The organism is Picosynechococcus sp. PCC 73109, assembly GCF_001521855.1.
Classification (GTDB): Bacteria; Cyanobacteriota; Cyanobacteriia; order Cyanobacteriales; family MRBY01; genus MRBY01.
On sequence record NZ_CP013998.1, the window covers coordinates 2,714,971 to 2,740,885 of the forward strand.

General features: G+C 50.8%; 17 protein-coding genes. 6 read left to right on the forward strand and 11 right to left on the reverse strand.

Going from position 1 to position 25,915, the window contains the following annotated elements:
* Positions 1 to 480: 480 nt before the first annotated feature.
* From AWQ23_RS12930 to AWQ23_RS12945, 4 genes are all read left to right on the forward strand, one after another.
* Positions 481 to 1,056, forward strand: a complete 576-nt coding sequence (locus tag AWQ23_RS12930) for a hypothetical protein (protein ID WP_062436028.1) — start codon at positions 481 to 483, stop codon at positions 1,054 to 1,056.
* 156 nt (positions 1,057 to 1,212) lie between these two features.
* A complete protein-coding gene (locus tag AWQ23_RS12935) occupies positions 1,213 to 2,232 on the forward strand; it encodes a hypothetical protein (RefSeq protein WP_062436030.1) in 1,020 nt (339 codons plus the stop codon).
* 95 nt (positions 2,233 to 2,327) lie between these two features.
* Complete coding sequence (locus AWQ23_RS12940) at positions 2,328 to 3,131, forward strand: hypothetical protein (protein ID WP_062436032.1); 804 nt, start codon at positions 2,328 to 2,330, stop codon at positions 3,129 to 3,131.
* Between the two features lie 165 nt (positions 3,132 to 3,296).
* On the forward strand, positions 3,297 to 6,044 hold the full coding sequence (locus AWQ23_RS12945; protein WP_232308909.1) for a carboxypeptidase-like regulatory domain-containing protein: 2,748 nt from the start codon (positions 3,297 to 3,299) through the stop codon (positions 6,042 to 6,044).
* Positions 6,045 to 6,057: 13 nt separating this feature from the next.
* Here the strand turns inward: AWQ23_RS12945 and AWQ23_RS12950 are convergent, their stop codons facing one another.
* The 9 genes from AWQ23_RS12950 to AWQ23_RS12990 form a co-directional block, all read right to left on the reverse strand.
* Positions 6,058 to 8,826, reverse strand: coding sequence for a response regulator (locus AWQ23_RS12950; protein ID WP_062436036.1), 2,769 nt, complete (start codon positions 8,824 to 8,826; stop codon positions 6,058 to 6,060).
* A gap of 46 nt (positions 8,827 to 8,872) precedes the next feature.
* A complete protein-coding gene (locus AWQ23_RS12955) occupies positions 8,873 to 11,878 on the reverse strand; it encodes a HAMP domain-containing methyl-accepting chemotaxis protein (protein WP_062436037.1) in 3,006 nt (1,001 codons plus the stop codon).
* A 42-nt stretch (positions 11,879 to 11,920) separates the two neighbouring features.
* Complete coding sequence (locus AWQ23_RS12960) at positions 11,921 to 12,421, reverse strand: chemotaxis protein CheW (protein ID WP_062436039.1); 501 nt, start codon at positions 12,419 to 12,421, stop codon at positions 11,921 to 11,923.
* A 39-nt stretch (positions 12,422 to 12,460) separates the two neighbouring features.
* Entirely contained in the window at positions 12,461 to 12,826 is a 366-nt protein-coding gene (locus tag AWQ23_RS12965; protein WP_012308196.1) for a response regulator, read from the reverse strand.
* An 83-nt stretch (positions 12,827 to 12,909) separates the two neighbouring features.
* A complete protein-coding gene (locus AWQ23_RS12970; RefSeq protein ID WP_062436040.1) occupies positions 12,910 to 14,034 on the reverse strand; it encodes a response regulator in 1,125 nt (374 codons plus the stop codon).
* Positions 14,035 to 14,541: 507 nt separating this feature from the next.
* On the reverse strand, positions 14,542 to 16,209 hold the full coding sequence (locus AWQ23_RS12975; protein WP_083500723.1) for an AarF/ABC1/UbiB kinase family protein: 1,668 nt from the start codon (positions 16,207 to 16,209) through the stop codon (positions 14,542 to 14,544).
* A 49-nt stretch (positions 16,210 to 16,258) separates the two neighbouring features.
* On the reverse strand, positions 16,259 to 17,086 hold the full coding sequence (locus AWQ23_RS12980; RefSeq protein WP_062436045.1) for an A24 family peptidase: 828 nt from the start codon (positions 17,084 to 17,086) through the stop codon (positions 16,259 to 16,261).
* An 88-nt stretch (positions 17,087 to 17,174) separates the two neighbouring features.
* Positions 17,175 to 18,422 carry an S-layer homology domain-containing protein gene (locus tag AWQ23_RS12985; RefSeq protein ID WP_198158664.1) on the reverse strand — a complete coding sequence of 416 codons (1,248 nt, stop codon included), beginning with the start codon at positions 18,420 to 18,422 and terminating at the stop codon, positions 17,175 to 17,177.
* A 348-nt stretch (positions 18,423 to 18,770) separates the two neighbouring features.
* On the reverse strand, positions 18,771 to 19,613 hold the full coding sequence (locus AWQ23_RS12990) for a prohibitin family protein (RefSeq protein ID WP_012308201.1): 843 nt from the start codon (positions 19,611 to 19,613) through the stop codon (positions 18,771 to 18,773).
* A gap of 175 nt (positions 19,614 to 19,788) precedes the next feature.
* Between AWQ23_RS12990 and AWQ23_RS12995 the strand changes: the two genes are divergently transcribed.
* A complete protein-coding gene (locus AWQ23_RS12995) occupies positions 19,789 to 21,147 on the forward strand; it encodes a Rieske 2Fe-2S domain-containing protein (RefSeq protein ID WP_062436047.1) in 1,359 nt (452 codons plus the stop codon).
* A 228-nt stretch (positions 21,148 to 21,375) separates the two neighbouring features.
* Complete coding sequence (locus tag AWQ23_RS13000; protein ID WP_062436049.1) at positions 21,376 to 22,098, forward strand: hypothetical protein; 723 nt, start codon at positions 21,376 to 21,378, stop codon at positions 22,096 to 22,098.
* Between the two features lie 203 nt (positions 22,099 to 22,301).
* On the opposite strand, the gene AWQ23_RS13005 is transcribed toward AWQ23_RS13000, so the two are convergent.
* Together AWQ23_RS13005 and AWQ23_RS13010 are read right to left on the reverse strand one after the other, a co-directional pair.
* Positions 22,302 to 23,453: a serine hydrolase gene (locus AWQ23_RS13005; protein WP_062436051.1), complete on the reverse strand. Its 1,152-nt coding sequence runs from the start codon at positions 23,451 to 23,453 to the stop codon at positions 22,302 to 22,304.
* A gap of 148 nt (positions 23,454 to 23,601) precedes the next feature.
* Positions 23,602 to 25,902 (reverse strand): cation-translocating P-type ATPase, encoded by a 2,301-nt coding sequence (locus tag AWQ23_RS13010; protein ID WP_062436053.1) that lies wholly within the window; start codon positions 25,900 to 25,902, stop codon positions 23,602 to 23,604.
* Between the last annotated feature and the right edge of the window lie 13 nt (positions 25,903 to 25,915).

Here is a 25,915-nt window from a genome sequence, read left to right on the forward strand (position 1 = left end):
TAAAAGAAACTGACTCAGGTGTCTTTTTTTGATCAAGAAGATGCCCTCTTTGTGGTAAAAAAAATCAAAAGCAACCCACAAATTGCTCGATTTTTGCCGACGATTTTGTGTGCAAATACAAAATATTTAATCCATTTAACTTGATATCCGTAATATCAACTAGGCATTCTTGCCTGGTACTATTTTAACCGTAAAAATACCTAAAAACGCCCTTAAAACCACTGTACTTAGGTGTAGTTAATATCTTTTAAAAAATATAAATCAGTGAAAATAACTGCCTTTTCTTGTGTTTTTACCTGAAAACAATGGACTTTGTGAACTTTTGTATTTTTGTTTTTTTGCTATTAGGTTTTGGATCTCTTTTGGGTATGATTAGGAGTATAAAGCAAAAAGAAATTTGTCAAGCCAGACGATCACTGCCTCAAATTCAAAAATGCTTTACAGGTCAAAAGTTTTTTGTTTTAAAACTGAGGAAAAGCCATGAAATTCTACAACGTTTTTAGCACCAAATCTGCCAAGCTTATTGTTGGTGGTACGATCTTTGTCTCAGCCATTACCGCTGCTAACTTCACAATGCTGTCAGCTTATGCTGATCCAACGGATGCTAATGATGTGGCATCTTTCTCCGGAACAGTCGATGCTCAATGTGCTATCAAGACGAGTGCAGGCTTTGATGCAACGGCTGTTGATTACACACCAGACAACGTGACGGTTCTTGAAAATACCGGACTATCCGCAAGTGACCAAATCGACTTTGACTGTAACAGTGAAACAGTGAATATTTCACTCACTAACATTACTGCCACCTCACCTACTAGCACGAATACTGGCGCTGACACCCTCGAAAGCAGTGTTTCTCATACTTTCACTCAGAGTATTAATGGTGCAGGAGCAACTGCATTTAGTGATGGCTCAGGTAATAATCTTACTGGTGAAATTACTGATGCAAATGGAGATATTAGTCTTGTAATTGCTTCGGCTTGGTCTACGACTGCTGATGAGTTAGTCGCTGGTGCTTACTCTGCATCTGTGACTGTAGACATCACCGCACAGTAGTTTCTAATCTTTCCTTGATTGTTTTGTTGTATCAGAAAAGTTTCCTCTCATTTCTTGGGGGAAACTAGCCTCACTTTTGCACATTGAACTAAATCTGTTTTTTCCGGTAGCTTCTAAAATATCAAGCAATAACGTCATCGGATCACACTTCAGGTAATGAATTCTCAAGCCGTTCCATCTCCCAAGTGGTGGTTTCAGATCATCTTCCTCTCTCTGTTTTTGGGGGGATTCCAAACAAAGCAAGCCTCCGCCCAAACCCCAGGATGCTTTACGACGAATGTCCCCTCTTCCCCTCTCAGCTACGATGTCACCAGCACAACCCAAACCGAAAGCTACGCCGTGACATTTCGCTGTACCGATGATGGCACGACCGGAGGAAGCAACCTCAGCAATGTTGATCTAGATGTGACGCTACTGCCGCTCACTGCACCAACCGCTGGCCCGGCTAATCTGGATCTCGGTTCTCCGAATGGTGTTACTCATACGATTTCGATTGGTTCGGGTGGTTCCTTTACGAATCTGGTCGATACTCAAACCACCGTTAATACCAGTGGCTCAACCAATTTAGTCGTGTCAACTGCTGGTGGTAAAGGCGAAAATCTCTCCCTCGATGGTACCGGAACGCTCACCGTCAATATCCAATCCCGCTTTGCCCTCCAGGGGAGCGCCTCCGAATTTGCCGCTGGCACCTACACCACCCAGTTTGAAGTTGATGCAACCCCGGTTGGTGGGGGCACTATTGCTAATGAAACTACCACGATCAGTAATACAGTCAGCCCTAGTTGTGTACTCGATAATGTGATTCGCTTCCGGGAAACAGCCACCCCCTATATCAAAACAGGCAGTGAGCCCAATGTTTCCCAGCTTCAAGCCAGCGATACAGCGAAGTTTGACTGTAATGCCACCACCGTCGATATCAACTTCAGTGTAGACAGCGCTACCTACACGCCGCCAACAGGGGGGGCAACCAACCTGACCGCGACCCATCAATTCGCCTATGAACTCAATGGCAACGGCTTCAACAATTACAGTGGCCCAGAGCTTATTGAAAACCAAAATACAGATGACAATGGTGATGCAACCTTAACGATTCGCTCCACCTGGACGCCGAATAGTGATCAACTGTTCGCTTCAGAATACAACGCCCAAACCACTGTCACCATTACGGCTAAATAATACACACATAAGCAATTTGTAAGCAGCCTTTCTCCGTAGATTGCTTCTAGGCCATCATCTTTTCATTATCCATTACTTCTTTTCTTCCTTGTCCTATGGCTTATCCTGTTGTGTCTTGGCGCAAAAACCTTAGCTGGGCGCTCTGTTCTTTGGCTTTACTTTTGCCACTCCCCCTCAACGCCCAGGTGCAAGTCTCTCCCATGGTGATCAAAACAGAAACCAGCCAGGGGATGGCGAATGGGGTGATCAGTCTAACAAACCAGGGAACCCAATCCCAGCGGGTACGCCTCTCGGCGGAATCTTTTACCTACACGCGCACTGGTTTTGCCACCGCAGAGTCCGATCCCTATGACCTCAGTCCTTATTTGATGTTTTCCCCTAGGGAGTTGGTTCTAGAACCCGGCCAAACGAGACGAGTGCGACTGATTACGCGAATGTTGCCTTCGACGGCAAATGGTGAATATCGGTCGGTGATCTTTGCTGAACCCCTGCGAGAACGAGATGAAGCGGGGGGCGGTTTGAGTATTCGGGCCCGTGTGGGGGTGACAGTTTACGTGAAACATGGCCAGGTCAATTTTGCCTTGACTCCCGTTGAGGCGAGCTACGATCCAACGAAACAAGAATTTCAACTTTTGGTGAGTAACCCCAGCAATGGTACGGTGCAATCAAAAGGCACCTGGACATTGTCACAAAATGATCAGCCTTTGCTCCAGGCAGATATTGATCAACGTACTGTAATTGCCGGAGGCGATCGCCTTTTCCCCCTAGAGCTGCCCCCAGACCGGACTAACTTACCAGCGGGAACCTATCAAGTAGCAGGGCAGTTGCAATGGAGCGAATCTGGAGCAGTGACCACAACGCCATTTTCCTTTGATGTCACGGTGCCTGCCGCACGGTAGCGTGCCTTAACCCGACCCTCACCAATGGGAAAAATAAATTCAGCCAGATGACTTATTTTGTTGTGAGAAACTGTGGCGCACTCTAACCTGAAAAAGTCTCACATTTTTCCCCGTCGTTTAGAGTATTTACCCTTGACCTTTCGGCTACTACTATTCAGCTTTTTCATGCTTTTCCTATTGGGTGCTGAGGTTGTTGATGCCCAACAGGACAGCGAGCCTGCTGATAATGGTGCAACGGAAACCACGTCGGAGACTTTCCCTGCATCCTTTGATTTGATTCCGGTGGGGATTAAGCTTGGCGATCGCACTGCCAATCCTGGCACCTTGGTACGAGGTTCAGAAAATGGCATTCAAGCCATTGATTTTTCCAACTGGGCGATCGCCTACAATGATGTCCTCAAAGCGCTCCAATTTACGGCAACCCCCCTTGCCGATGGCACCATAGAATTGCGGTCTCCGGCAGCAGTCATCAGGCTCGATCCCAGCCTTCTCGATACAGATCCACAATTGGGCTTGGTATTCACCGTCACCCAGATCCGCGATCTGCTACAAATTCCGGTGGAGTTTGATATTTCTGAATATGCTATTGTTCTGACCCCTGAGTGGCTGAGGGCATCAGGTTCTTTGGGATTAACTGGGCGATATTCCCTCCCGGAGCGGACCATTGTGTTGGAGGGTTTACCCCGCATTGAAGCCCCGAATTTGTCTTTTAGTGCTATTGGTCAAGAAATTCGTGTGACAGGAGGAGGCGATCGCCCCACAGAATACGAAGGCGATCTGGTTGGCATCGGGACATTTTTTGGGGGAAGTTGGTACAGCAAGATTGATCAACGCGATTTAACCGATCCCCGCAGTTGGCAACTCGAAGAATTTCAATACCTACGCCAAACCCCTAGCACCGACTATGTCATCGGCGATCAGCGTACCTTTTGGCCAGAGGGCAGTGGTCGCTATACAGGTGTCAGTATCGTGCGCCGCTTTGGCTTTCAACCTCCCACCGAATTTACCAATGCCAGCAATGGCTTTAATCCCCAACAACGTCTCAATAGCGATCGCCTAGAGCGTGATATCCGAGGCCGCGCCGAACCAGGGACTCTTGTTCAACTGGTCAATAAAAATGGCAATTTAATTGTTGGGGAACAACTCGTTGATCAGTCTGGCATCTATCGCTTTGAAAATATTCCCAGTGCTTCTACCAATAAAGGCAGAGGCGGCATAGCCGGTAATCGCTACGAACTTCGACTTTATCCCAATGGTCAACTGAGCGCCTTCCCAGAAATTCGGGCCGCTGAATTTTCTTCTCTGCCTGGGCAGCTGAGTAAAGGCACCTCAGCCCTCCTCCTCTCTGCTGGCTTTGAACGGCTTCGACAAGCGGATACTTTTTTTGGCTCCCTCTCGGATGATCTCCAGGGAGGATTCGCCTACCGTTGGGGCGCCACGGACAATCTCACCCTCGGTACGGGTCTTTTTTACGATGGTCAACTTAAAGGTCTAGGGGAATTTTTCTTTCAGCCCGGTCGATTGCCCCTGCGGATCACGGGAGCAGCAACCTTTAATAGCGACGAACAACAATCTGATCTCCGCTACGATCTAAATGTCCGCTTCAATCCAGGCCAGAGGTTTGATTTTGAGTTTGACAAAGATGAACTGTCTGAGCGCATTCGCACCCGCTGGGATGTCAGTGACAATTTTCGTCTTGCCTTCAACAGTAACAGCAGCGATCAAATCGCCCAGGCCACTTGGCGGCTTTTTCCGGGTTTTAGTACGCGGGTTGGTTGGAGCTTTAACAATAAAGCCCTGGAAGGTGGATTCGACCTCAGTGGTGCCCTTGGGGATCTTTTAATTCGCAATAGCGTGACCTTTAGTGCCGACCAAAGCCCTGATTGGCGATTGTTTTCCCGCTATCAAAACCTCACCCTAGACCACCGGCTGCGTGACCGTCAGATTGCAACGGAAGTAGAGTATTTTTTCCGTAATCCTGAAGCCCTGGTGGATACGGGTCACTCGGTCTTTGCGCGCTACCAAAGTAGCCCCAACGAGGACAACGAGGCCCGGACGAACGAGCTGCTCGTGGCAGGGTGGCGCTATGAAATGAATTCGACGGTGGGCGATCGCCTTTCCGACTGGATCGTCGATCTTGGCTATGGCGTTGGCACCCAGGGAGCAGGATGGCAAATTGCTGTAACCACCAATCAGCTTTTGGGCCTGAATCTAACCGCGCGGTACCAAGATATTTCTCTTACGGGTAATGAGTCAAGCTTCAGCCTCCTCATTGGTTCCGATGCAATCCTTTCACCTAATTTCAGCCTAAAACCCAGTCGCTTTGAACGTTTACGAACAGAGGGTGGCATTGTGGTGATCCCTTTTATCGATGCCAATCGGAATGGTGTCCAAGATGAAACAGAAACGGCCTATTTGCAAGGGATTGAGGCGGAAACCGCAGACTTTTTATTCTTGATTAACGAACAGCCCATTAACCGCTTTAGTGAATATGAGCCGGATTTGCGACGGAGAGGAATCTTTGTGCGACTGCCACCGGATACCTATCGCTTCGATGTAGATCCGGCGGGCTTGCCCCTGGGCTGGCAGACAACGCAGTCGGCCTTTGCAGTAGAAGTGAGTGCTGGTAGTTACACGCCTATTTATGTGCCCCTTACCCGTGCCTACATTGTCGCGGGCACGGTGGTCAATGCCCAAGGGAAACCACTGGGTGGGGTAAGGGTCGAAGCAGTCAACCAAAACAACCCCCAGGAGCGATCATTGTCGGTGACCAATGGCGCAGGTATCTACTATCTAGAATCTGTAGGAACTGGTGTCTATGACCTATTCATCGATGGCAAACCCGCTAAACCGGGCCAGCTCCGCATTGAGATAGATGCTGAAGAATTTACAGAATTGGATTTGCGCCTGTAATCTTGGTTTGCGGTTAAGCCTCGACATATTGGGCGATCGCCTTCAGGAAGCGCACCGGGTGAAACGGTTTTGTGAAGTAATCATTGGCACCGAGATCCTGGGCTTTCTGACGGTGGAGATCATTATCGCGGGAGGTGAGCATTACGAAGGGTAAGTGGTCCCATTGGCTTTGGCCCCGCACCATTTGCAAGAGGGTAAAGCCATCATAACCAGGCATTTCCAGGTCACAAATTGCGAGATCAAAGGTCTGTTTTGAGCGGTTGAGGAGGTTCCAGGCCTCTTTGCCATCCCGGCACTGCTGCACCTGATAGCCGACTTGATTTAATAGTTTATTGAGGGTACGGCGGACAGCAACAGAGTCATCAATGACCAAAATCGTCGGTTGGCGCTTGGGTTGTTCAGGGGCGGGGCTAGAAGCTTGGGGTTGCTCTGGGCTGGCCAAGAGTTGCTCAAAGGCATCGGGTAAAAGCACCGGAATCACTTCCCCAGAACCCAACACGGTACACCCCGCAACGTAGGGAGGATAGGCCACGGTATTGTCTAGGGATTTCAGCACCAGTTCCCGTTCCCCAAGGATTTCATCCACGGCGATCGCCAAAGATTTTTTCCCCTGACGCACGATCAGACCGATGGTGGGGGCTGGCCGCTGTTCAGGGGGCAGGAGGAGATTGCTTTGGGGATAGGGCAGCAGTTGATCGAGGGCATGGAGTTTGAGGGGGGTGCCCTGCCAATCAAGAAATTCTGGATACTCTAAATTGTCTTTGTTAACCAGCGAGAGCACAGCCTGGACAGTCACCGAAGGAAAGGCGATCGCCTGTTGCTGGCAGCGGCAGAGGAGCAACGGCAAAATATTAAAGCTCAGGGGAATGCGGATCGTAAATTTTGTGCCCTGGTGCCGCTCACTACTGGCGATAATGGTGCCTTTGAGTTGGGCCAGTTCGAGGCGGACAATATCAAGACCTAGACCCCGACCAGAGAGATCGCTGACGGTGTCCCTCGTCGAAAAGCCTGGGGCAAATAAATATTCAAGGATTTCGGCTTCAGTTGGTTGGTGATTGGGCGCACAAAGTCCCTTGGCGATCGCCTTTTGTTGCACCCGGTTTAGATCAATACCCCGGCCATCGTCTTGCACCAAAATTTCCACCATATTCCCCCGCAATTGCGCACTGAGGCGAATGGTTCCCGTCTCGGTTTTTTGGGCTTGGCGGCGTTCCTGGGGCGGTTCAATGCCATGGTCAAAAGCATTCCGGATTAGGTGGGTCAGGGGCGTGCGCAATTGTTCCAAAATTGCTTGGTCTACCAAAACCTGTTCCCCCTCAATCACGAGCTGTGCCATCTGGGGGTAGCGTTTACTCAAGGTCTCCAAGGACTGACGAAAACGGCGTGCCAGATTACCAAAAGGCATCAGGCGCGATTGGGTCAGATCCTGGTTGAGATACTCTAACTGTTGCCGCACCCCTTCTAAAGATTCTTGGAACTCCCACCGCATTAGTTCCAAATCTTCCTGGATCTCCTGCACCTGCACCATTAGTTCCTGGAACTGCTGGAGTTGGGAATGGGCCTGGGTGTATTGGTCAAAGTGGAGGGTGTCAAATTCTGTATGGGTCGTAGTGGCCAATTCTAGGGACGGTTTTTGGCTGCCACCATTTTGGCCTGAACCAGCGGTAGCCACAGCCAATTTATCGTAGAGGGCTGTCACTTCATCGCGGATCGGGTTGAGTTGCTGGGTTCTTTTTTTAAGATTGCGGCTGGCCCGGAGGAGTTGATCTTGGTGCCGGGTGAGCTTTTCGTAGCCAATGAACAGTTCCCCGACAGCATTCCCCATGCGGTTGAGTTGCTGGATCGGCATCCGAATTTGCAGGCTAGAGGTTTGTTTGGGAGCAGGTTTTGGCGTGGCATTAACCGGCGTGGCAGGAACTGGATCGGGACTGGGGTCAGCCTCGGCTGGGATCTCAAGTTTTGGTGGTTCTGGAACGCTTAGGAGAGCTTGGAATGATTCGCTAATCTTGGCCTCATCAGGGTTGGTTAGGTATGCCTGGGTCAGACGACGGATTTCGGCGATCGCCCCTTGGCTGAGGGTAACGGAATCAATGGCCGTACTATCTAGGGCTGTTTGGATCAGGGTGGCAATGGCCTTCAGCCAGGGAACCCCAAGGGCATCCCCTAGGAGGCGGCATTCTTCTTCGAGGGTTTTGAGTTGGCGGGCGGCGCTGCGGGGGGTGGGATCGTGGGTGAGGAGTTTTTCGAGGCGCTGCACACAGGCTTCGAGATCCACCTTGAGGGCGGTGGCGACAAATTTACTGGGGGCATTACCAGCAGGAGCAATGGCTTCGGGTGCAGGGGTTTGGGCCTGACCGAGAAATTCTTGGAGGGCGATCGCCATTTGTGCGGCCCCCGGACTGTCCCCTGGGTGGTCGTCGTCCCGGGCTGCCAAGTCGAGGCAATGTTGCACCTCCTCCATGGCGAGGCTGATCAAATCCAGTGCAGTCTGTTCTGCTTTAATCCGGCCGGCGGCGATCGCCTCTAAGAGATCCTCCATCTGGTGGGCTAGGTTGTGCAGGGTCGATAATTCTGCGATGCCAGCGCCTCCTTTGATGGAATGGGCAGCGCGCACCAGATCTTGGTATAGCTTTGCCTGATCGTGGCCTGCTGGTTGTTGGAGTTCTGCTTGCAACAGCCCCATACTTTGGTGGAACAACTCAACAAAATCCGGGGCATCTTCCAGCAAAAAGCAGTGGCGGGCTTCGAGGGCGATCGCCTTTAAACTAGCAGCATCCAACATGGCAAAGATAGTAAAAGAACATTAAAACAGCCGAAAAATAAAAACGTTACTCAATCTCAAAGCGGGACGAAGAATCCTTCAGGGCGATCGCCACCTGGGTTAGCGCATCCAACTGACCAGACATCGTTTGGGATTCTGCCGCCGTCTTTTGGGCCACCTCCGCCGCCGATTGCATAATTTTCGTGACCTTCCCAGACACATCCCGCTGGGAGACCATCGCCTTCGAAATCCGCGCCAGCACTTTGTCAATTTCCTCACTAATGCGGGACACACTCTGGAGCGTCGTTTTCGTCTTTTTCACCAATTCTGTCCCCGTGACCACCTGGGAAGTACTTTCCTCCATCATCTGCATCATCTGGGCCGTTTCTTCTTGGATCCCGCCGATCAACTGCTCCACTTCCTGGGCTGCTGTGGTGACCTGTTCTGCCAAGCGACGTACTTCATCAGCGACCACTCGGAAACCTTGGCCATTTTCCCCAGCCCGCGTTGCCTCAATGGAAGCATTAAAAGCCAGGAGGTTCGTCTTTTCGGAAATGTCAGAAATGATGTTAACGATCTTCGAAATTTCCTGGGAAGATTCTGCTAGACGTTTCGCTTTCTTCGAGGTATCTGCCACTGAACCCCGAATTAGATCAATACTTGTCACCGTTTCGTCCATGGTTGCCTGGCCTTCCTGGGCCGCCAAACGGGATTTTCGGGCAATTTGGGCTGCCCCCTGGGCCGATTTCGCTACCGCTTGAATGGATTGGGCAATGCCTTGTACCGAACGTTCCGCCGATTGGATCGCCTGTTCCTGGACTGTGGCTTCCGTGGAGAGGCGCGTGATCAGGTCATTGTTGACGATCGCCAAATCATATACCTCGTCTGCCGAAGATTTCACCTGGGAAACCAAGGCCCGCAGACTCCGGAGGGTGGCATTGAAGGCATCGGCAATGGAACCCACTTCCCCTTCGTCTACCATCGCCTGTACCGTGAGGTTCCCCTGGCGCACCTCTTCAATTTGGAGCAGCAACCGAATCACCCCTTCCTGGAGACGTTCCCGCTCCTGGCGCTGGAAGGCTGCCTCTTGATCTTTAGCTTGAGCTTGGGCTTCGACGGCATCGGTAATGGAGCGAATTTGCGCTGCCATATTATTAAACGTGGTGGCTAACTGTCCCACTTCATCCTTGGCAAAAACCTCGGCCCTCGCATCAAGGTTCCCGGCCCCAAACTCAGTGGTTACCTTTTGGAGGCGCTTGATCGGTCTTGTGATCGTGCGTCCCAGGAGCCACGCTAGACCAGCCGCCACAAAGACCCCAATTAAACCCACCGTTGTCTGAAGCAGTAAGCTGTCCTGGATTAGGGCATTGAGGGTATTTTCATCGGTGCCCCGGACAATGATCGCCACGGGTTCCCCGGCGCTATTGAGAATGGATTCCGCCGCGAGGGTGTAGGAGATGCCATCAATCACCTGGGTATCGACCACGGTTTCCCCCCTAGCGTTGACGGCGGCCGTCAGGAAAGAGAAATCCGGTAGCGTGAGCAGATCAGGGGCATTAAGGGAGGTCTGGATCACCTTACGGGTACTGTCTTCCCCTTCTTCCTGGGCATCCTGTTGGTAGAGGGCACTGGCGAGCTGGAAACCACCATCGGGGTTGACTTGGTAAATCGCACTGTAACCGCCATTGAACGCACTGACAGTATTCGCGGCAATATCCAATTTGGCATTGAAAATCACATCGCCGGAAACCAAGGCCCCAAGAAGATTATCGTTGCTGCCGATCACGGGGGTAACGGTGTAGCGGACGAGGGCAAATTCGCCTTTTTTGGTGCCAATGGGGAATCTGGTTACTTCTCGATTCAGGTCATCCCAAGGGAGTAGTTCGCTGGTTTTGAGTTGCTGTCTCGTCTGGAGGGCTTGGGTGACGAGGCCATTGGGGTCAAATACTTCCCCTTGGCGATCGCCGTTGCCGTTGGTGATAATCCGGAGATTCGTACTGACCAGGGTGGCATATTCGATATTACGGGCTTGGATTTCGTTTTGGAGAATGGCCTGCACCTGGGCGAGCTGCTCAGGGGGAACGGTACCTGTACTTTGGTAGGCCGCTGCGGCGGCGATGATTGCGGCGTTATCCGATTGGCCCCGGAACCCAAAACCCATCTGGTCAATTTTGACGTTGTAGTTAATGTCGTTGACCGCGAGCTCTGAGGTGGCCTGTTCCCGGAGCTGCGATCGCCCAGAAGTAACAATAATCACCGCCCCTGCTGCCACCACTCCGGCGATCGCAATGGCACTGGAAGCAAAAATACCGATGAATTGTTTCTGGGCAATAGAAAGGTTCTGTAATCGCTTCAGGGGAGGGGAGGTGACATCGACATCGGTATAGTCAACATCGTCGTAAACCAGGGCAACGGGTTTGGGGGTTTGGTCTGGAAGCGCGATCGCCGAGGGGTCATCGGTCTCTGGATCGGGCTGGGGCAACTGTGCCTGAAGATCTTCAAGGGCTTTGGCGGCACTGGCGGCAAAAATGCCTTCGGGATCTTGGTCAATGATTTGCTGATAGCTGGCGATCGCCTCTGGAAAAAAGCCTTCACTTTCGAGGGCGCTGGCGAGGCTAATTTGGGCGACCATGTCCGTGGGGTCAGCGGCGATCGCTGCTTGCAATGCCACAATCTCTGGGCTGTATTCTTTCGCTTCTGAGACTTCTAGGACAATGGGAGATTCCGGTGGGTGGGCCGTAGCCGCTGTTCCATTCCCGTTGGTTGATGCCGCTGAGCGATCGCCATTGTTACCATTGCCATTCTTTACCTCTGGGAAATCCATCGCTTCCCCTAGGGCAAGGAGCGCCTGTTGGGCACTGGCGGCAAAGACGCCGTCTTGATCTGAAGCCACGATGTCGCGGTAAACTTCCGCCGCCTCCGGCAAAAAGCCTTCGGTTTCCAGTTGACTCGCCAGACTGATTTTCATCACAATATCTGTCGGATCAAGGGCGATTGCCGCCTGGAGTTCTTTGATTTCCTCAGAAAAAGCCGGAGAAGTTGCCGTGTTCATGGTCTGTTCTGTTGTGCCCATAGGTAGTGATTCTGTGAAATTGACGTTGAAAAAACTCAAAACTTACTGATTGACCGGAACGCCCTGTAGGTGGCGGGATAAATGGCCCATGGCCAATGTAAATCCCGTCTCTGGCCCCTTGACCAGTTGGCGATCGCAATGGGGATAAAATCTCTGCCAAGCCGTCGCCACCGGAGCCGCCTCCCCCAAGTCAAACGGCGCAATGCCCTCAAGCTGGGTCACCACAAAGCCCACTTGCCCTGCATCCCCCTGGCCCAGGAGCACCACCGTTAGCTTTTCCTGGGGATTGGGCCGCGCTGCAGATGTTCCTAATCCCGAAGGCGATCGCCGATCCACCACCCAAATCAACTGCCCCCGTTGGTTCGTCACCCCCAACACTCCTGGAGCGACCCCTGGTACCGGGCAAATGTCTTGGCGGGGCAGGGTCATCACTTCCAACATATTCTCTAGGGGAATCAACAAGCGCGTTTGGGCAAGGGGGTCAGCCCCAGCAGGATACAGTTGAACCCGGAAAAAATCGGTTTGGGTAGGGGGAGCGACCATGGCAAAATCAGACCTTTATCGAAGAAAAAACAGCACTATCTAAGCCAAATACTCTTTGACTGTTTTCATGAATTCCATCGGACTGTAGGGTTTCGTTAAATAAGCGTTGCCCCCTTGACGTAACGCCCAAAAACGGTCGAAGTCCTGGCTTTTGTTAGAGCAAAAAATAATTGGCACCTCCTCGTAACCCAGACTTTCGCGAATTTCTCGGCATAAATCGAGGCCATTGAGCCCAGGCATCACAATATCGAGGAAAATTAGATCCGGTTGGTCATGGTTGCGCAGCCAAGTTAAGGCTTCATCGCCATTGTCCGCAAGGCTGACCTCTAGGCTCATTTTTTCCAGGAGTGCCCGGACAAGGGTTTGTTCCGATTTAGAATCATCAACAACTAAAACTTTTTTCATCTTATTTTCTTGATCAGTGTCAGTGTTAGAACTTGGCGCAATTTATTCTGAAAATTGAGTTTAGAGATTATGAAATACAACCTCTAGGGCGTAGATTGCGCTGATGTTTGCTCCACATAGGACTGCACCATCCGTATCAAATCCTGGGGATTGAACGGTTTAGCGATGTAGTCAGAAGCCCCCACCATCTTGGCACGGAGGCGATCAATAATTCCATCGCGCCCCGTAAGCATCACCACGGGGATATCCCTAAGCATTTCGGATTGGTTGAACAGGCGACAAAGCTCGTAACCATCGATTTCGGGCATGTTGATATCCATCAGAATTAGTTCTGGCCGTTGGCGAGCAAAGGTACTCAGAGATAAAGCAGGTTCAGTGACCCCGATAACCTCAAAGCCACTGGCTTCTAGGGTCATTTTGACGACCCGCTGTATTGATTTGCTGTCATCAATACAGGCAATGCGGGGTTTGGGTTTTTGGGGAACGCCCGCATAGGGAATAACTTCAATCAAGCCTGTTTTGACGAGGGGATGGAAGAGTTGGCTGAGTTCGAGGGTAGAACGGCGGGTGTGGTGACTCAGCTCATAGAGGGTGACTTGTTGGTCGAGGGGCTCCCGGAGGCTTTCCATAAATTGATAGTCCTGGAGGTTTAGCCAGGAGCGGCTCCGGATTTCACGGAAATCTTTGACTTGTAGGCGCTGGAAAGGGGAAGCGATTTCGGGGCGGAGTTGTACCCATTGGCGAACGGTCGGCTGGATTGGGCGCACCATTTCCTTGAGGGACAAGGACAGCAACAGGGGATCTAAATTAAGGGCGCGTTCAAATTTAATGGCAGCGCGGGGCAGGGATAGAAATTGGGCGATCGCCTCTTGGGTCGTAAAAAATAAAACTTGGCGGACTTGCTGGAGGGATAATTTCCCCGCCTTCCAAATTTGACAAATGTAATCGTAATCTTGGGAAAAGCTATCTCCCATGGGAAATTTTGCTTTCGGAAACAGTTGCCCTAAAAGATACGTTAAGCGCTCCCGTTTACCCATACCACTGGTGGCAAAATGCAGCTTCCCGCCCCCAAAATAAAGCTGCCAAAATACCGATTCATCTAAGGGATCGTAAATTGTCATGGTCCCCGACATTTGCCGTTGGATCAGGGATTGGAGGACTTGGCCCGGAATCACAACGTTTTTGGTGGTGGCATCTTGCACTTTCATATGAAACACACTAGCGGGAATTGATTTGAAGAGGGTTTAGCGCCTTTGGTCTTTACCCATGGCTGGGAAACATGGATCGGGAGGGTAGTGGGTAAGCGCAGCGACAGAATTATGTCAGGGGCAATTTATTCTAGATCGACTTTATCGCCTGAAAAATATGGATTTCATAGTTTTATCGGGCTGCCTGGTGGCCGCATTGAATGGGACGACTAGGCTCAAACCGCAGTACAAAAAGCTTGAATAAATGGGGCTAGGGCAAGATTGAAAATTCATGGTGCTTGGGGGCAACTCTATTAGTTAATCTGAGCAATACTAATGCTACAGAAAGAGATTATTTTCTTACCATAAAGACTTGGTTAAAAGTAGTATGTTTAGCTACGAAAAGACTTTGACCCCACCGATCTTGACGCCCCATTCATGTGATTCAAACCTAGATATAGCAAGGAATTTTAGGATTTTCACCTTGTGCTGTTCCAATGGTGTCTAAATTGAAATTGGGGGAGCCTATTAACGACGGATTAAGTGATCGAGGCGTTCTTGGATGAGCAGTTGGAGGAGGGCGCGGAGGGTTTGGAGGCCAAAGAAAAATACGGTGAGGGCGATCGCCCCGATGAGGAAGAGAGAGGTCGCTTGACTCCAGACTAAAATACCGACCACGCTACTGAAGCCCCAGAGGATGCCGTACATCATGGTTTTGATCGCGAGGTAGATGCGGCGCAATTGGCGATCGCCTTCAACGGATTTAACACGAAATTGTAGTTCGCCCAACTCGATGCGTGATTCGAGGCGTTTAATGGCCATTTCGGTGCGGCTGGGTTTCTGGAATTGGTACAGGACGAATTCTTTAGTCTGTTGAGCGAGGCTCCCCAGGCGATTTTCCCCAGGTTTGTGACTCACGGCCAAGCTACGAATAAACGGTTGGGCCGCCGCCATGAGATTGTATTGGGGGTCGAGGGCGCGGGCAATGCCATCGAGGGTGGTGAGGGCCTTGATGATAAAAGTCATTTGGGGCGGCAGGCGAAACGGTTGCTGCTCAAACATCAGGTAGAGCTCGTTACTAATCTGCTCAAATTCCTGGAGATCAATGGGGCGATCGCGGAACCGATCTAAAAGAAACGCAATCATCCGTTTGACTGGGGTCATATCTGCCATCGGTTCGATGAGGCCCATGTAAACCAGAGTTTCGACCACCTCGTCCGTATCCTTGCGCAGCACCGCAAAAAAGGTGCGCATCATCTGGGTTTTTTCCATGGATTTGACTTCGGTCATCGTGCCGAAATCATAGAAAATCAGCTTCCCTGTGGCATCGACGGCCATATTGCCGGGGTGGGGATCGGACTGAAAAAAGCCATCCTGGAGCAGTTGTTTGAGGTAAGAAGAAATGCCGAGGCTAATCACATGGTCTGGGTCAATATTGCTTGCTTCGAGGGCGGCCCGGTCGTCAATTTTAATGCCCGGTAGATATTCGAGGGTTAAGACCTTGCGGGTGGTGTATTGCCAATAAACCTTGGGCACGAGAATTTGCTGATCGTCGGCGAAATTTTGCCGAAAATGATCACCATTTTTTCCTTCATGGATATAGTCAATTTCTTGGTAGAGAAGCTCGAAAAATTCCCGGTAAATTTGATTGAGATTGTATTTTTTGAGGTCTTTTAAAAAATAACTGGCCCAATGCAAGAGTTTTTCGAGGACTTGCATATCCACTTGGAACAGACGACTCAGGCCGGGGCGCTGAACTTTTACAGCCACTTCTTCGCCGCTGTAGAGGGTGGCCCGGTGCACTTGGCCCAGGCTAGCGGAGGCGAGGGGTTCTAGTTCAAAGTCCTTAAAGAGGGCATAGATAGATTTGTTAAATTCTTGCTCGATGACGGCGATCGCCGCTTGCCCCTTAAATGGCGGCACCCGGTCTTGGAGTTGGCTCAGTTCCTCGATGTATTCGATGGGAAATAGATCCGGGCGGGTTGACATGGCCTGGCCAATTTTGATGAAAGTTGGCCCCAGATCCAGGAGGTGATTCACGAGCCAGCGGGCTTGGCGGTGGCGTTTGCGGGCGGGGTTGCCACCGGGGAGTCGGTCTTTGCCGAGCCGGAGGATAAACTGGGCGGCCACGGTAAAGATTTCCAGTTGCCGTTGCCTGAGACTCAGTTTGCGCCGTTGCCAGCGGGGAGTTTTCACGATTGATTTTGCCCTAGATTTCGACCATCCCTCATCATACAGAAAAGCTTCAACCCAAAAACGTGTTTAGGTAGAGTTCGATCAGGCGATCGCCCCAAAAGAGACTACTAATCGCCCCCAGAGCAAGAAACGGCCCAAAGGGTAAATGTTGTCCCCGTTGGTGTTTACCGAGGCCCATGGCCCCGCCGATAATCATTGTGCCCAGGGCGCAGGCCAAAATTACTGTTAAGAGGACGTTTTGCCACCCCAGCCAGGCGCCAATCATCGCCAAAAGTTTCGGATCACCGCCCCCCATGGCCTCTTGGCCCAGCACCGCCGAACCAATGACACCAATGCCATCTAGTAACCACAGTCCCAATACTGCGGCCCCAATGCCACCCATTAACCCATAGATCGCGCCAGGGAAGCCATTCGCCTGGAAGCCTAGCCCCATCTGGAAGAGGAGACCGAGTACGAGGCCCGATTGGGTTAAGGGGTTGGGCAGGGTAAAAGTGTCGTAATCAATGAGGGCCAAGGCCACCAACCAAAACAGCAGGGTAAAGGCGGCGATCGCCTCTAGGGTCAACCCAAATTGAACCACCGTGGCGACACAGAGCAAACCCATCAGCGCTTCAACGAGGGGATACCGGGCGGCAATGGGCGTTTTGCACCAGCGACATTTGCCCCCCAACAGGAGCCAACCCAATACTGGAATATTTTCCCGTGCGCCCAGTTGGTGGCCACAGTGGGGACAGCGGGAGGGGGGATGTGCCAGGGATAAACCCGCTGGCAGCCGATAAACCACCACGTTGAGGAAACTGCCGAAACAGGCTCCCCAGATGAATAGAAAAATAAAGGCGATCGCCAACAAACCGGACTGTTGTAAAAGCGCGAGCATGGTGATGTCTCTCAAACCCTAGCCAACCAGCCCCATTATCCCCTTAGGCGATCGCCAAATTTTCAAAAACCCTAAAACAATCTTTTTCCTAGGGATTGACTTGAAGAATCAGGTCATTGGCCAAGGTGAGATCAAGATCCGTATTGGTTTCTACCACCAACAGATCCACGCGATCAAGGCCCAAAAATTGGGGGATCAAGGTTGCGAGAATACCAGCACCAGCACCAATTAAGAGTTCCTCTGTGGCGATCGCCCGGTCTCCGGTAATGGCGGCGATCGCGGCAGCGGCCCCCGTACCTAAAGCCGCATTTCTCAACAGATTACCCACATCAGTGCCCCGACGCACACTCTCCGTATCTGTGATCACCTGGGAGGCCGCGTTGATATTGTACATTTGGCCGTTGGGTAACTCTAGGCGTTGGGCGACAAAGCGCGTCCCATTTCCTGACGGTCGGAACTCCCCTTGAATTTCACTGCCCTGGGGAATCAGCACTATCCCCTGGGTATTGACAATATTGGCATCCACCGTGAGGGTCACCGGTAAAATTTCATCCTGGGTTAAGAGGATTTTGTCAGCGGTGTAACTAATTGGAATAATCGTGCCCGCTGTGATGCGATAGTCCACAGCCACCACATCCTGGGTGACGATATAAGGGGAATTTAGTGCCTGTACCTGACCCTGGGAAAAGAGAGCCTGATAAATAAACGCGGCCACCTCAGCCCGTGTGGCATTGCGCTTGGGATTGAGTTGTTGCAAATTGGCATAGTTCACCACCATCTTTTGTTCTGTCGCGGCGGCAATGGGGCTCCGGGCAAAATCAGCAATATTCGCCGCATCCTGGTAATAGCCGAGGGTGGTATTGATGTTGTTACGGGCTGAATAATTTAAACCATTGGCTAGGGCGACTAAAACCTGCTCCCGGGGAATATTTTGTTCGGGGCGGAAAACCTGACCTGGATATCCCGAAAGAAAGCCCATCTCGTAGGCATTATTAATCGCATTAAAAGCCCAATAGCTGCTGGGGACATCTACAAAATTAATCGCATTGCGGTCTTGGCTCTTGGGGAGGGCTTTCTGCACCATGGCCGCAAACTGAGCACGGGTCACAGGCGCATCGGGCCGAAAAGAACCATCAGGAAAACCGGCAATGATCCCTCGGTTCACCAATTCATTAATAAATCCTGTGGCCCAATAATTACTCGGAACATCTGGAAATTGACTTGTTTGGGCCACCACCGCTGCGGGTTGCAGCAACGATCCCTGGAAGGGTAATGTACTTCCTAGTCCGAGGGATAAGGCCAAAAGAAGAGCGGTGGATTGCTGGGTTCGCTTCATAGAAGGCATATTATTTTTCCTTGCGTTTCAGATTAGGGTGACTGCTTATTTTCAGGTTAGCGTTGTTACCGTCACTTCTCACTTAAAAAATGCTTAAATCGAATTATTTAAGCTAAATTTACTAGGTTTTTAGACGACTTGTTCCCGTAAATGTTCCGCTGATTTTTTCGTTTTCAACTGCTTGGAAATGTTCTAAACAATAATGGGGATTGCTAAATTTATGCAGGGATTATTGAAGACTAGCCCTGCTTAAAAAATGTTTCCAGCTAGTCAAAAACAACATAAAAAGGCGATCGCCTTTGGATCGCCCGATGGTAATTTTGTGAAAATTTTGATTGGGTTGTAGGGCTATTTCGGCATGTCGTTGAGATCAAAGATAAAGGGGGCGCTGGAGCGTTGATCACCCATGACGAGCACCTTCGGCATTTGTGCGCCTCCTTCTTTCCAGGCTTCAATGGCTTCTTTTTTGAGCACGAGGTCTCCCCCCTGGGCCTTGAGGGTTTCCGCGAGCAAGCGTTGGGCTTCGGCTTTCCCCTTGGCTCGGTTGATATCTGCCTGGGCCTGCTGTTCGGCTTCTTGGGCGACGTAGATGGCCCGTTGCGCCCGCTGTTCGGCGATTTGTTTTTCTTCGACGGCGCGGGAAAATTCTGCGGAGAAGTTTAAATCAACGACGCTGGTGTCGAGGACAAGGATGCCATATTTTTCGAGGCGGGTTTCGAGGGCGGTATCAAAGTCATCCTTAAGTTCGGTGCGTTTGGTGATCGCTTCTTCGACGGTGCGCTTGGCGGCGGCAACCTTAAAGGATTCTTGGGTTTGGGGGGCAATAATTTTCGAGACGATATTTTGTAGGGTGCCCTGGGTACGTCGAATTTCGACGACTTTCACGGGATCGAGGCGGAAGTTAATGGCGAAACGGGCGGTCAAATCTTGCAAATCCTTGGTCGAGCTTTGGGCTGGGACTTCAAATTTTTGGACGGTGACATCGTAGACATCCACGCTGGCAATCAGAGGTGGTTTGAAATGAATTCCTTCCAGGAGAGCGCCGTCCTGGGCTTTCCCAAGAACGCTCAAGACACCGGCTTGGCCAGGATTAATGATGACAAACGCATTGAGCACGATGAAAAATAACAGGGCGATCGCCACCCCAATCAGTGAGAGGGGAAAATTTTGGTTGGGAGTAATGTTACGCACGCGGTTTTGGTCTCCAAATCAGTTCTAGCGGCTCGGTTTTCCATCCCATTGTAGTGAAGACGACCAGGAGGCAAAGGGCAAAACCCAAAGGCGATCGCCCCAAGGAAATGTAACAATTCGTTAAGCTAAAAGCACTGACCCCAATCATTCCGTCTGAAATTTCCTTTTCTAATCTATGGTTGCAACGCCCCTCCCTGAACCCACTGCCGACACGACGCCTGCCTTTGATTGGCACGCAGCCTGGTATCCGATCCATTTCGTGCAGGATCTCGACAAAACCAAACCCACCCGCTTCGTCCTGCTGGGGGAACCCCTCGTAATTTGGTGGCAGCCCAAAACCCAGCAATGGCAAGTCTTTAGCGATGTGTGTCCCCACCGCCTCGCGCCCCTATCCGAAGGTCGCATTGTCGATGACTGTTTAGAATGCCCTTACCACGGTTGGCAATTTGCGGAGACGGGCGCCTGTACCAAAATTCCTTTCCAAGCCCCAGACGGTGAGGCCCACCACAGTCCCAGAGCCCAGGTAAAAACCTATGCCAGTTGCGTTAAACAAGGGTTGCTGTTCGTCTATGGGGGCGATCGCCACGTGGCAGCCCAAACGCCGATCCCGACGGTGCCCCAGTTAGACCAACATCCAGGGGAATGGGTGATGGCTGATGTATTTCGTGATATTCCCTACGATGCGACAACCCTCTTAGAAAATGTCCTGGATACGAGCCATGTGGCCTTTACCCACCACCCCCGGGTCGGTAACCGTAAAAATGCCAAGGAATTTATCCTGGACGTTTCTGAAGTTGAAAAAACAGGCTTCACAGGCAATTGGGAAGAAGGCCCCCGACGCGGCACCTTAGGCTCCCAGAAAACAACTTTTTTTGCACCAGCGGCCATGTGGCACGACATTCCCGAAAGTCCCTTTGGCCAGGTGATGACCGTTGTCTACGCGACCCCCACCGAGAAAGGACGCTGCCGGGCGATTGTGCGGCTCCCCTTCCGTTTTAAAGCGGCCATACCCCGACTCGCGTTTAAATTTACCCCCCGGTGGTTTTCCCATCTCAATCAAATGGGCATCCTCGAAGATGATCAAATCTTTTTGCACCTCCAAGAACGGGAGCTGGCAAAATCGACCCAAAACTACGCCAAAATCTGTTATTTACCAACCAGTTCAGATCTGTTTGTGTTGGCCTATCGCCAGTGGGTAGAACGGTACGGCGAACCTTTCCCGGACGAGGATTTTTTGCCCGCAGAACCACAACAAAGTCAATTATTAGAGCGCTATCATTCCCACACCAAAAATTGCGCCAGTTGTACCCAGGCCCTTCATCGGATTCAAAAAGGGAAAAAAAGCATCATTGGTTTGGGATTTCTCCTGTGGTTGGGTTTGCCCTTCGCTGTTTTCTATGGTTTCCCAGCTTGGAGCCTTGGGGCGATCGCCACGGTGATCATTGTCTTAGCGGGACTCTGGTGGCAACTCCATCGCCTAGAACGTCGATTTTTTGAAGGGGAATATCCCCCAACGCGAAACTATCAGCAGTGATCAGGACGTACTCTCTTTAGGGAAAAATTTCTTGTAATCAGCCAGAAAACCTAGGTCACCTCCCCAAGAGCTGCCTATAATTCAGCTAGAGTCGGCTATTCCGAGAAAATCTGCATCAGTTCTTGGCCTCAGCAACTATCTCTATCTAACGGACTTGTTTGCCCAAGACCCAACTGAAATTTACTTCGCACACTACTTTTTCACTATCTTTTCTCTCTAAAAATCCCCATGAAATCGACCTTACGGCCCCTGTTTTCTTGTTTACCCGTCCTCCTCGGCTTTTGGGTTGAGGGGGCGATCGCCAATCCCAGTCCCACGGTTCCCAGCACAATCCCTAACGCCTACCCGGTGCTGGTGAGTCAAGTTCCAGTTGGACGACAAGTTGCCACCCAAAAAACAACCTACGCCCCCAGTGAGCCAATTATGGTGAACTACGCCAATCTACCGGGCAATTCTGGAGATTGGATTACCATCGTTCCGGCCAATGCCCCCGACAATAGCTACGAAGAATGGTTTTATACCGATGGTCAACGCTCTGGCTCCCGTCAATTCAAAGGTCTCGCTGCTGGCAGCTACGAAGTGCGGGTTTACCACAACTGGCCCAATGGCGGTTATGTCGTCCAGGATCGGTATCGTTTCACTGTCGGGACACAAGCGGCAACACCAATTAACAACCGTCATATCTCTACCAATAAAACGGTCTACCAAGCTAATGAACCGATTATGGTGAACTACGCTAATCTCCCTGGTAATCGCCAGGATTGGATCACCATTGTTGCGGCCAATGCCCCAGACGATAGCTACGGTGAATGGTTTTATACCCAAGGGCAGCGTTCGGGTTCCCGTCAATTCAGAGGTCTCACCCCAGGCAATTATGAAGTACGCGTCTACTACAACTGGTCTGCGGGTGGTTATGTCGTCCAAGATCGTTACAGCTTTACGGTGCGCTAACCAGCCACCAATCTAGGCCAAATTTAATTGATTCTTGTCTTCCAATGCTTAAGCTCCCCGATAGAAACGTTCACCAAGCTTAAGCAGCGGAAGATTTTTTTAGCCTTTGCTTATGAAGACGGCATCGAACAAATAAAATCGACTTGGGTCTAAACTCAGACTAAATTTGCTTGTCTAGGATGAGCAACTTCGTTTTCCAACACTCAAGTCTGACATATCAACGCAGGATCATCTTCTAAAAGAGTACCGTAGACCTGCTGGATTAAACTGCGGGCGTGGTTATTTTGAGCATCTACAGAGCTATTAAATAGAGCAGAAATAATCACTTGATTACAAGGGAAATACACATAAAATGAACGATAGCCCAGTGTTTCGCCTTGATAAAACCAATAATTGCCCCAACGTTCGTCGTAACCCTGAATAATCCCCAAACCAAAACCATAGGGATCTGTCGCTGTTGTTTGGGCGATCGCCTCTCCTGTCTGTAAAGAAACGATTTGCTGCATTTCTTCTTTTTCTTCAGCGGACAGCAAATTGTCTTCAATGAATAATGTTCGTACCCAGTGAATAATGTCTTCTGTATTTGAAACTAAGGCCCCTGCCGCCCCTGCCCAAGACAGGTTGTTACGGCTAACATCTTTTCCCACAAGTTCTGGGTTGGTATAAGGGTTGAAATTGTAACCTTCGACGAGACGTTGCTGAACAGCGGCACTAGGATTAGGCACAGGATAAAATGTGTCTTCCAGTTCGTAGGGTTGCAAAAGCTGCTCTGTAATCAGATTAGCAAAGGATTTTTCGGTAACTGTTTCCAAAAGCAGGGCACTTAATAAATATCCTGTGTTGTTGTAGTCATACCCGCTTCTGAGGGGCGGTTTAGCAGAAGAATGTTGTGGATAAACAAAGTCAATCAAACTGCGTTCTTCCCAAAATTGCTCCAGGTCTTGCGACAACAAATAATTAACAGTGGGACTATCTGTATAATTTGGCAAGCCAGATGTCATATTCAAAAGCTGCGTGGTTGTAATGCCAGACCAGTGGGAATATTCGGGTAAATATTGGGTAAAGTCAGCATTTAGATCAAGGGCTTGGTTACTGTCATTTTGAAGCAGTAAAGCCGCCGTAAAAGATTTCGTGATGCTGCCGATGTGAAAGAGGCTTTCGGCTGTAATGGGCGCACTGTTGGGGTCATGACTTTCCCGACCGATGACGTAGGTTTGGGTTGGGGCTTCGTTAACTTTAACGGATAATTGAATTCCAGAGAAATTTTCTCGTGTTTGGTATTGGGTGTAGTGTTCTGCTAAATATTGATTAATTTTTTGATCGGGTAGCGCTTTAGCAATGGTTGGAAAGGTCATGGAAGTGGTAATTCCCAAGAAGACTAAAGCCAGCATTTTAAGCATGATAAATATTTAATTCTATTTGACGCCGCATTCATTATGAAATGAATATTCAGAGGCGAGTCCAGTGGTTTAAAAATATTGATGTGAAACTTTATTGGGGATTTTAATTTGTTTTTTGGAACGATTTTTTTAAGGTGAGGGAATTCGTCACAACTAGTACAGAACTCATGGCCATTAAGCCTGCGGCCACAGCGGGACTGAGGGTGAAGTTAAATTGCGGCAAGAGAATCCCTGCGGCGAGGGGAATTGCGATGAGGTTATAGCCAAAGGCCCAGATTAAATTCTGGCGGATCACTTTGACGGTCGCTTGGCTCAGGTGGAGGGTTTGGGCAAAATCCATCAGGCGATCGCCCATGAGGATAATGTCGGCGGTGGCGAGGGCAACATCAGTACTCCCCTGGAGGGAAATGCCAATATCGGCGGTGGCGAGGGCTGGCGCGTCGTTAATGCCATCACCGATCATCGCGACTACTTTTTGTTGAGCCTGGAGGGTACGGAGTGCGGCGGCTTTTTCGATGGGGGAAAGGGCACCTTGATAATGATCAAGCTGGAGAGTTTGAGCGAGATTTTTGACGACGGGTGCTTGATCGCCACTGAGGAGGATTACCTCTAAATTTCTGGCGCGTAGATTCTCGATTAGAGCGGCGGCATCGGGACGAATTGGATCGGCGATCGCCACTAAACCAGCCACCTGGTGATCGATGGCAATAAAAATGGTGGTTTTGCCCGTGGCTGACCAGGTTTCGAGATGGTGATGGCAGGCTTCCGGGATTGTAATTTGGGCGGTCTCAAGCCAGGCTTGGCTACCAATATGTACCGACTGGCCATTTACTTGACCGACAATGCCTTTACCCAAAGCGGTTTCAACCTGATCAGGGGCAAAGAGTTTTTGGTTTTGCTGCTGGGCGATCGCCACAAAGGCTTGGCCATAGGGATGGGTGCTGCGCTGTTCCAGGCTCGCGGCCCATTGCAGCAGGGAATCTTGCGACCAAGGGGCAAAACTAACCCACTCGACAATTTGGGGTTTGCCCTGGGTGAGGGTGCCCGTTTTATCAAAAACAACGGTGGTCAGTTGATTGAGGCGTTCGAGGATATCCCCCCCTTTGATCAAAATGCCCTGCTCAGCCCCAAGACTTGTCCCCACCAGGAGAGCTGTGGGCGTTGCTAACCCCAAGGCACAGGGACAGGCCACCACCAAAACGGCGATCGCCAATTTCAGGCTTAAGATTTCTGGGTTCGTCGCCCCTGAATCTAACCAGAGTTGGCTACCGATCAGCTCCCAAAATAAAAAGACCAACACCGCCAAGGCCATCACCCCATAGGCAAAATATCCCGCAATGGTATCCGCCATTTTTTGCACGGGAGCCTTGCGGGTCTGGGTGGCCTCTACGGTGCGGATAATCTGGGCGAGCATCGTATTTTGGGCCGTTTGGGTGGCTTGCACAATGATCACCCCCAGTTGATTGAGGGTGCCTGCTTTTACCGATGCGCCGACCGTTTTTTCCTGGGGCAGCGCTTCCCCCGTCAACATCGATTCATCCACAGTGGTTTCACCGCGAATAATCGCTCCATCTACGGGAATTTTTTCGCCGGGTAAAATGCGCACCCATTCGCCAATCTGTACCTGGGCCACGGGAATTGTAATTTCTTCGGTTTCGCCTTTTTGTTCTCGACCCATCAGGCGCGCCCCCTGGGGTTGCAGAGCGAGGAGGGATTCGAGGGCGGCGATCGCCTTGAGTCTGGCATTACCTTCGAGGGTGCGGCCAAGGAAGATAAATCCCAGTAACATCACCGGTTCATCAAAGAAACATTCCCAACCCAACTGGGGCATCAGCCAAGCCACACAGCTTGTCAGGTAGGCGCTCAATGTTCCGAGACCCACCAGAGTATTCATATTGGCATGGCCTTTAATCAGTCCTGTCCAGCCGTCCCGCAAAATCGGCAACCCCGGAATAAATAAGGCCAAGGTGGCGATCGCCCAATGGACACCCATCAAGTGCAGCAGGGGAATTTTCAGGCCCGTCAGGTGATGCAAATGGCCCAGGCTCGACGCGAGGAGCAAGACAATCGCCGCCCCCAAACGCCAATATTGTTCTCGCTGGGATTGGGCGCGTTTTTCTTGGTATTGGTTAAAGGTTTCAACTTCTGTGGTTCGGGGTTCGCTAGGAAAGCCTGCTTGGGATAGACGGTTGGCGATCGCTTCTGGTTGAATTTTTTCTGGCTCATAGGTGACCACCGCCACCTCCGTAATCAGATTCACCACCGCCGAAAGCACCCCAGACTGCTGCGTTAACTGGCGTTCTACGGCCTTGACACAACCCGCACAACGCATCCCCTGAACATCAAAGGTCGTCGTGGTTTGTGGCGCAAGGCGCGATTCGGGAGAAAGAGAACGGGAAGTCATACCAAAGGCCCCA

Excerpts from the sequence above, each read along its gene's own strand:
- AWQ23_RS12930 (WP_062436028.1), top strand. The coding sequence starts at position 481 with ATGAAATTCTACAACGTTTTTAGCACCAAATCTGCCAAGCTTATTGTT.
- AWQ23_RS12935 (WP_062436030.1), top strand. The coding sequence starts at position 1,213 with ATGAATTCTCAAGCCGTTCCATCTCCCAAGTGGTGGTTTCAGATCATC.
- AWQ23_RS12940 (WP_062436032.1), top strand. The coding sequence starts at position 2,328 with ATGGCTTATCCTGTTGTGTCTTGGCGCAAAAACCTTAGCTGGGCGCTC.
- AWQ23_RS12945 (WP_232308909.1), top strand. The coding sequence starts at position 3,297 with ATGCTTTTCCTATTGGGTGCTGAGGTTGTTGATGCCCAACAGGACAGC.
- AWQ23_RS12950 (WP_062436036.1), bottom strand. The coding sequence starts at position 8,826 with ATGTTGGATGCTGCTAGTTTAAAGGCGATCGCCCTCGAAGCCCGCCAC.
- AWQ23_RS12955 (WP_062436037.1), bottom strand. The coding sequence starts at position 11,878 with ATGGGCACAACAGAACAGACCATGAACACGGCAACTTCTCCGGCTTTT.
- AWQ23_RS12960 (WP_062436039.1), bottom strand. The coding sequence starts at position 12,421 with ATGGTCGCTCCCCCTACCCAAACCGATTTTTTCCGGGTTCAACTGTAT.
- AWQ23_RS12965 (WP_012308196.1), bottom strand. The coding sequence starts at position 12,826 with ATGAAAAAAGTTTTAGTTGTTGATGATTCTAAATCGGAACAAACCCTT.
- AWQ23_RS12970 (WP_062436040.1), bottom strand. The coding sequence starts at position 14,034 with ATGAAAGTGCAAGATGCCACCACCAAAAACGTTGTGATTCCGGGCCAA.
- AWQ23_RS12980 (WP_062436045.1), bottom strand. The coding sequence starts at position 17,086 with ATGCTCGCGCTTTTACAACAGTCCGGTTTGTTGGCGATCGCCTTTATT.
- AWQ23_RS12985 (WP_198158664.1), bottom strand. The coding sequence starts at position 18,422 with ATGAAGCGAACCCAGCAATCCACCGCTCTTCTTTTGGCCTTATCCCTC.
- AWQ23_RS12995 (WP_062436047.1), top strand. The coding sequence starts at position 19,789 with ATGGTTGCAACGCCCCTCCCTGAACCCACTGCCGACACGACGCCTGCC.
- AWQ23_RS13000 (WP_062436049.1), top strand. The coding sequence starts at position 21,376 with ATGAAATCGACCTTACGGCCCCTGTTTTCTTGTTTACCCGTCCTCCTC.
- AWQ23_RS13005 (WP_062436051.1), bottom strand. The coding sequence starts at position 23,453 with ATGACCTTTCCAACCATTGCTAAAGCGCTACCCGATCAAAAAATTAAT.
- AWQ23_RS13010 (WP_062436053.1), bottom strand. The coding sequence starts at position 25,902 with ATGACTTCCCGTTCTCTTTCTCCCGAATCGCGCCTTGCGCCACAAACC.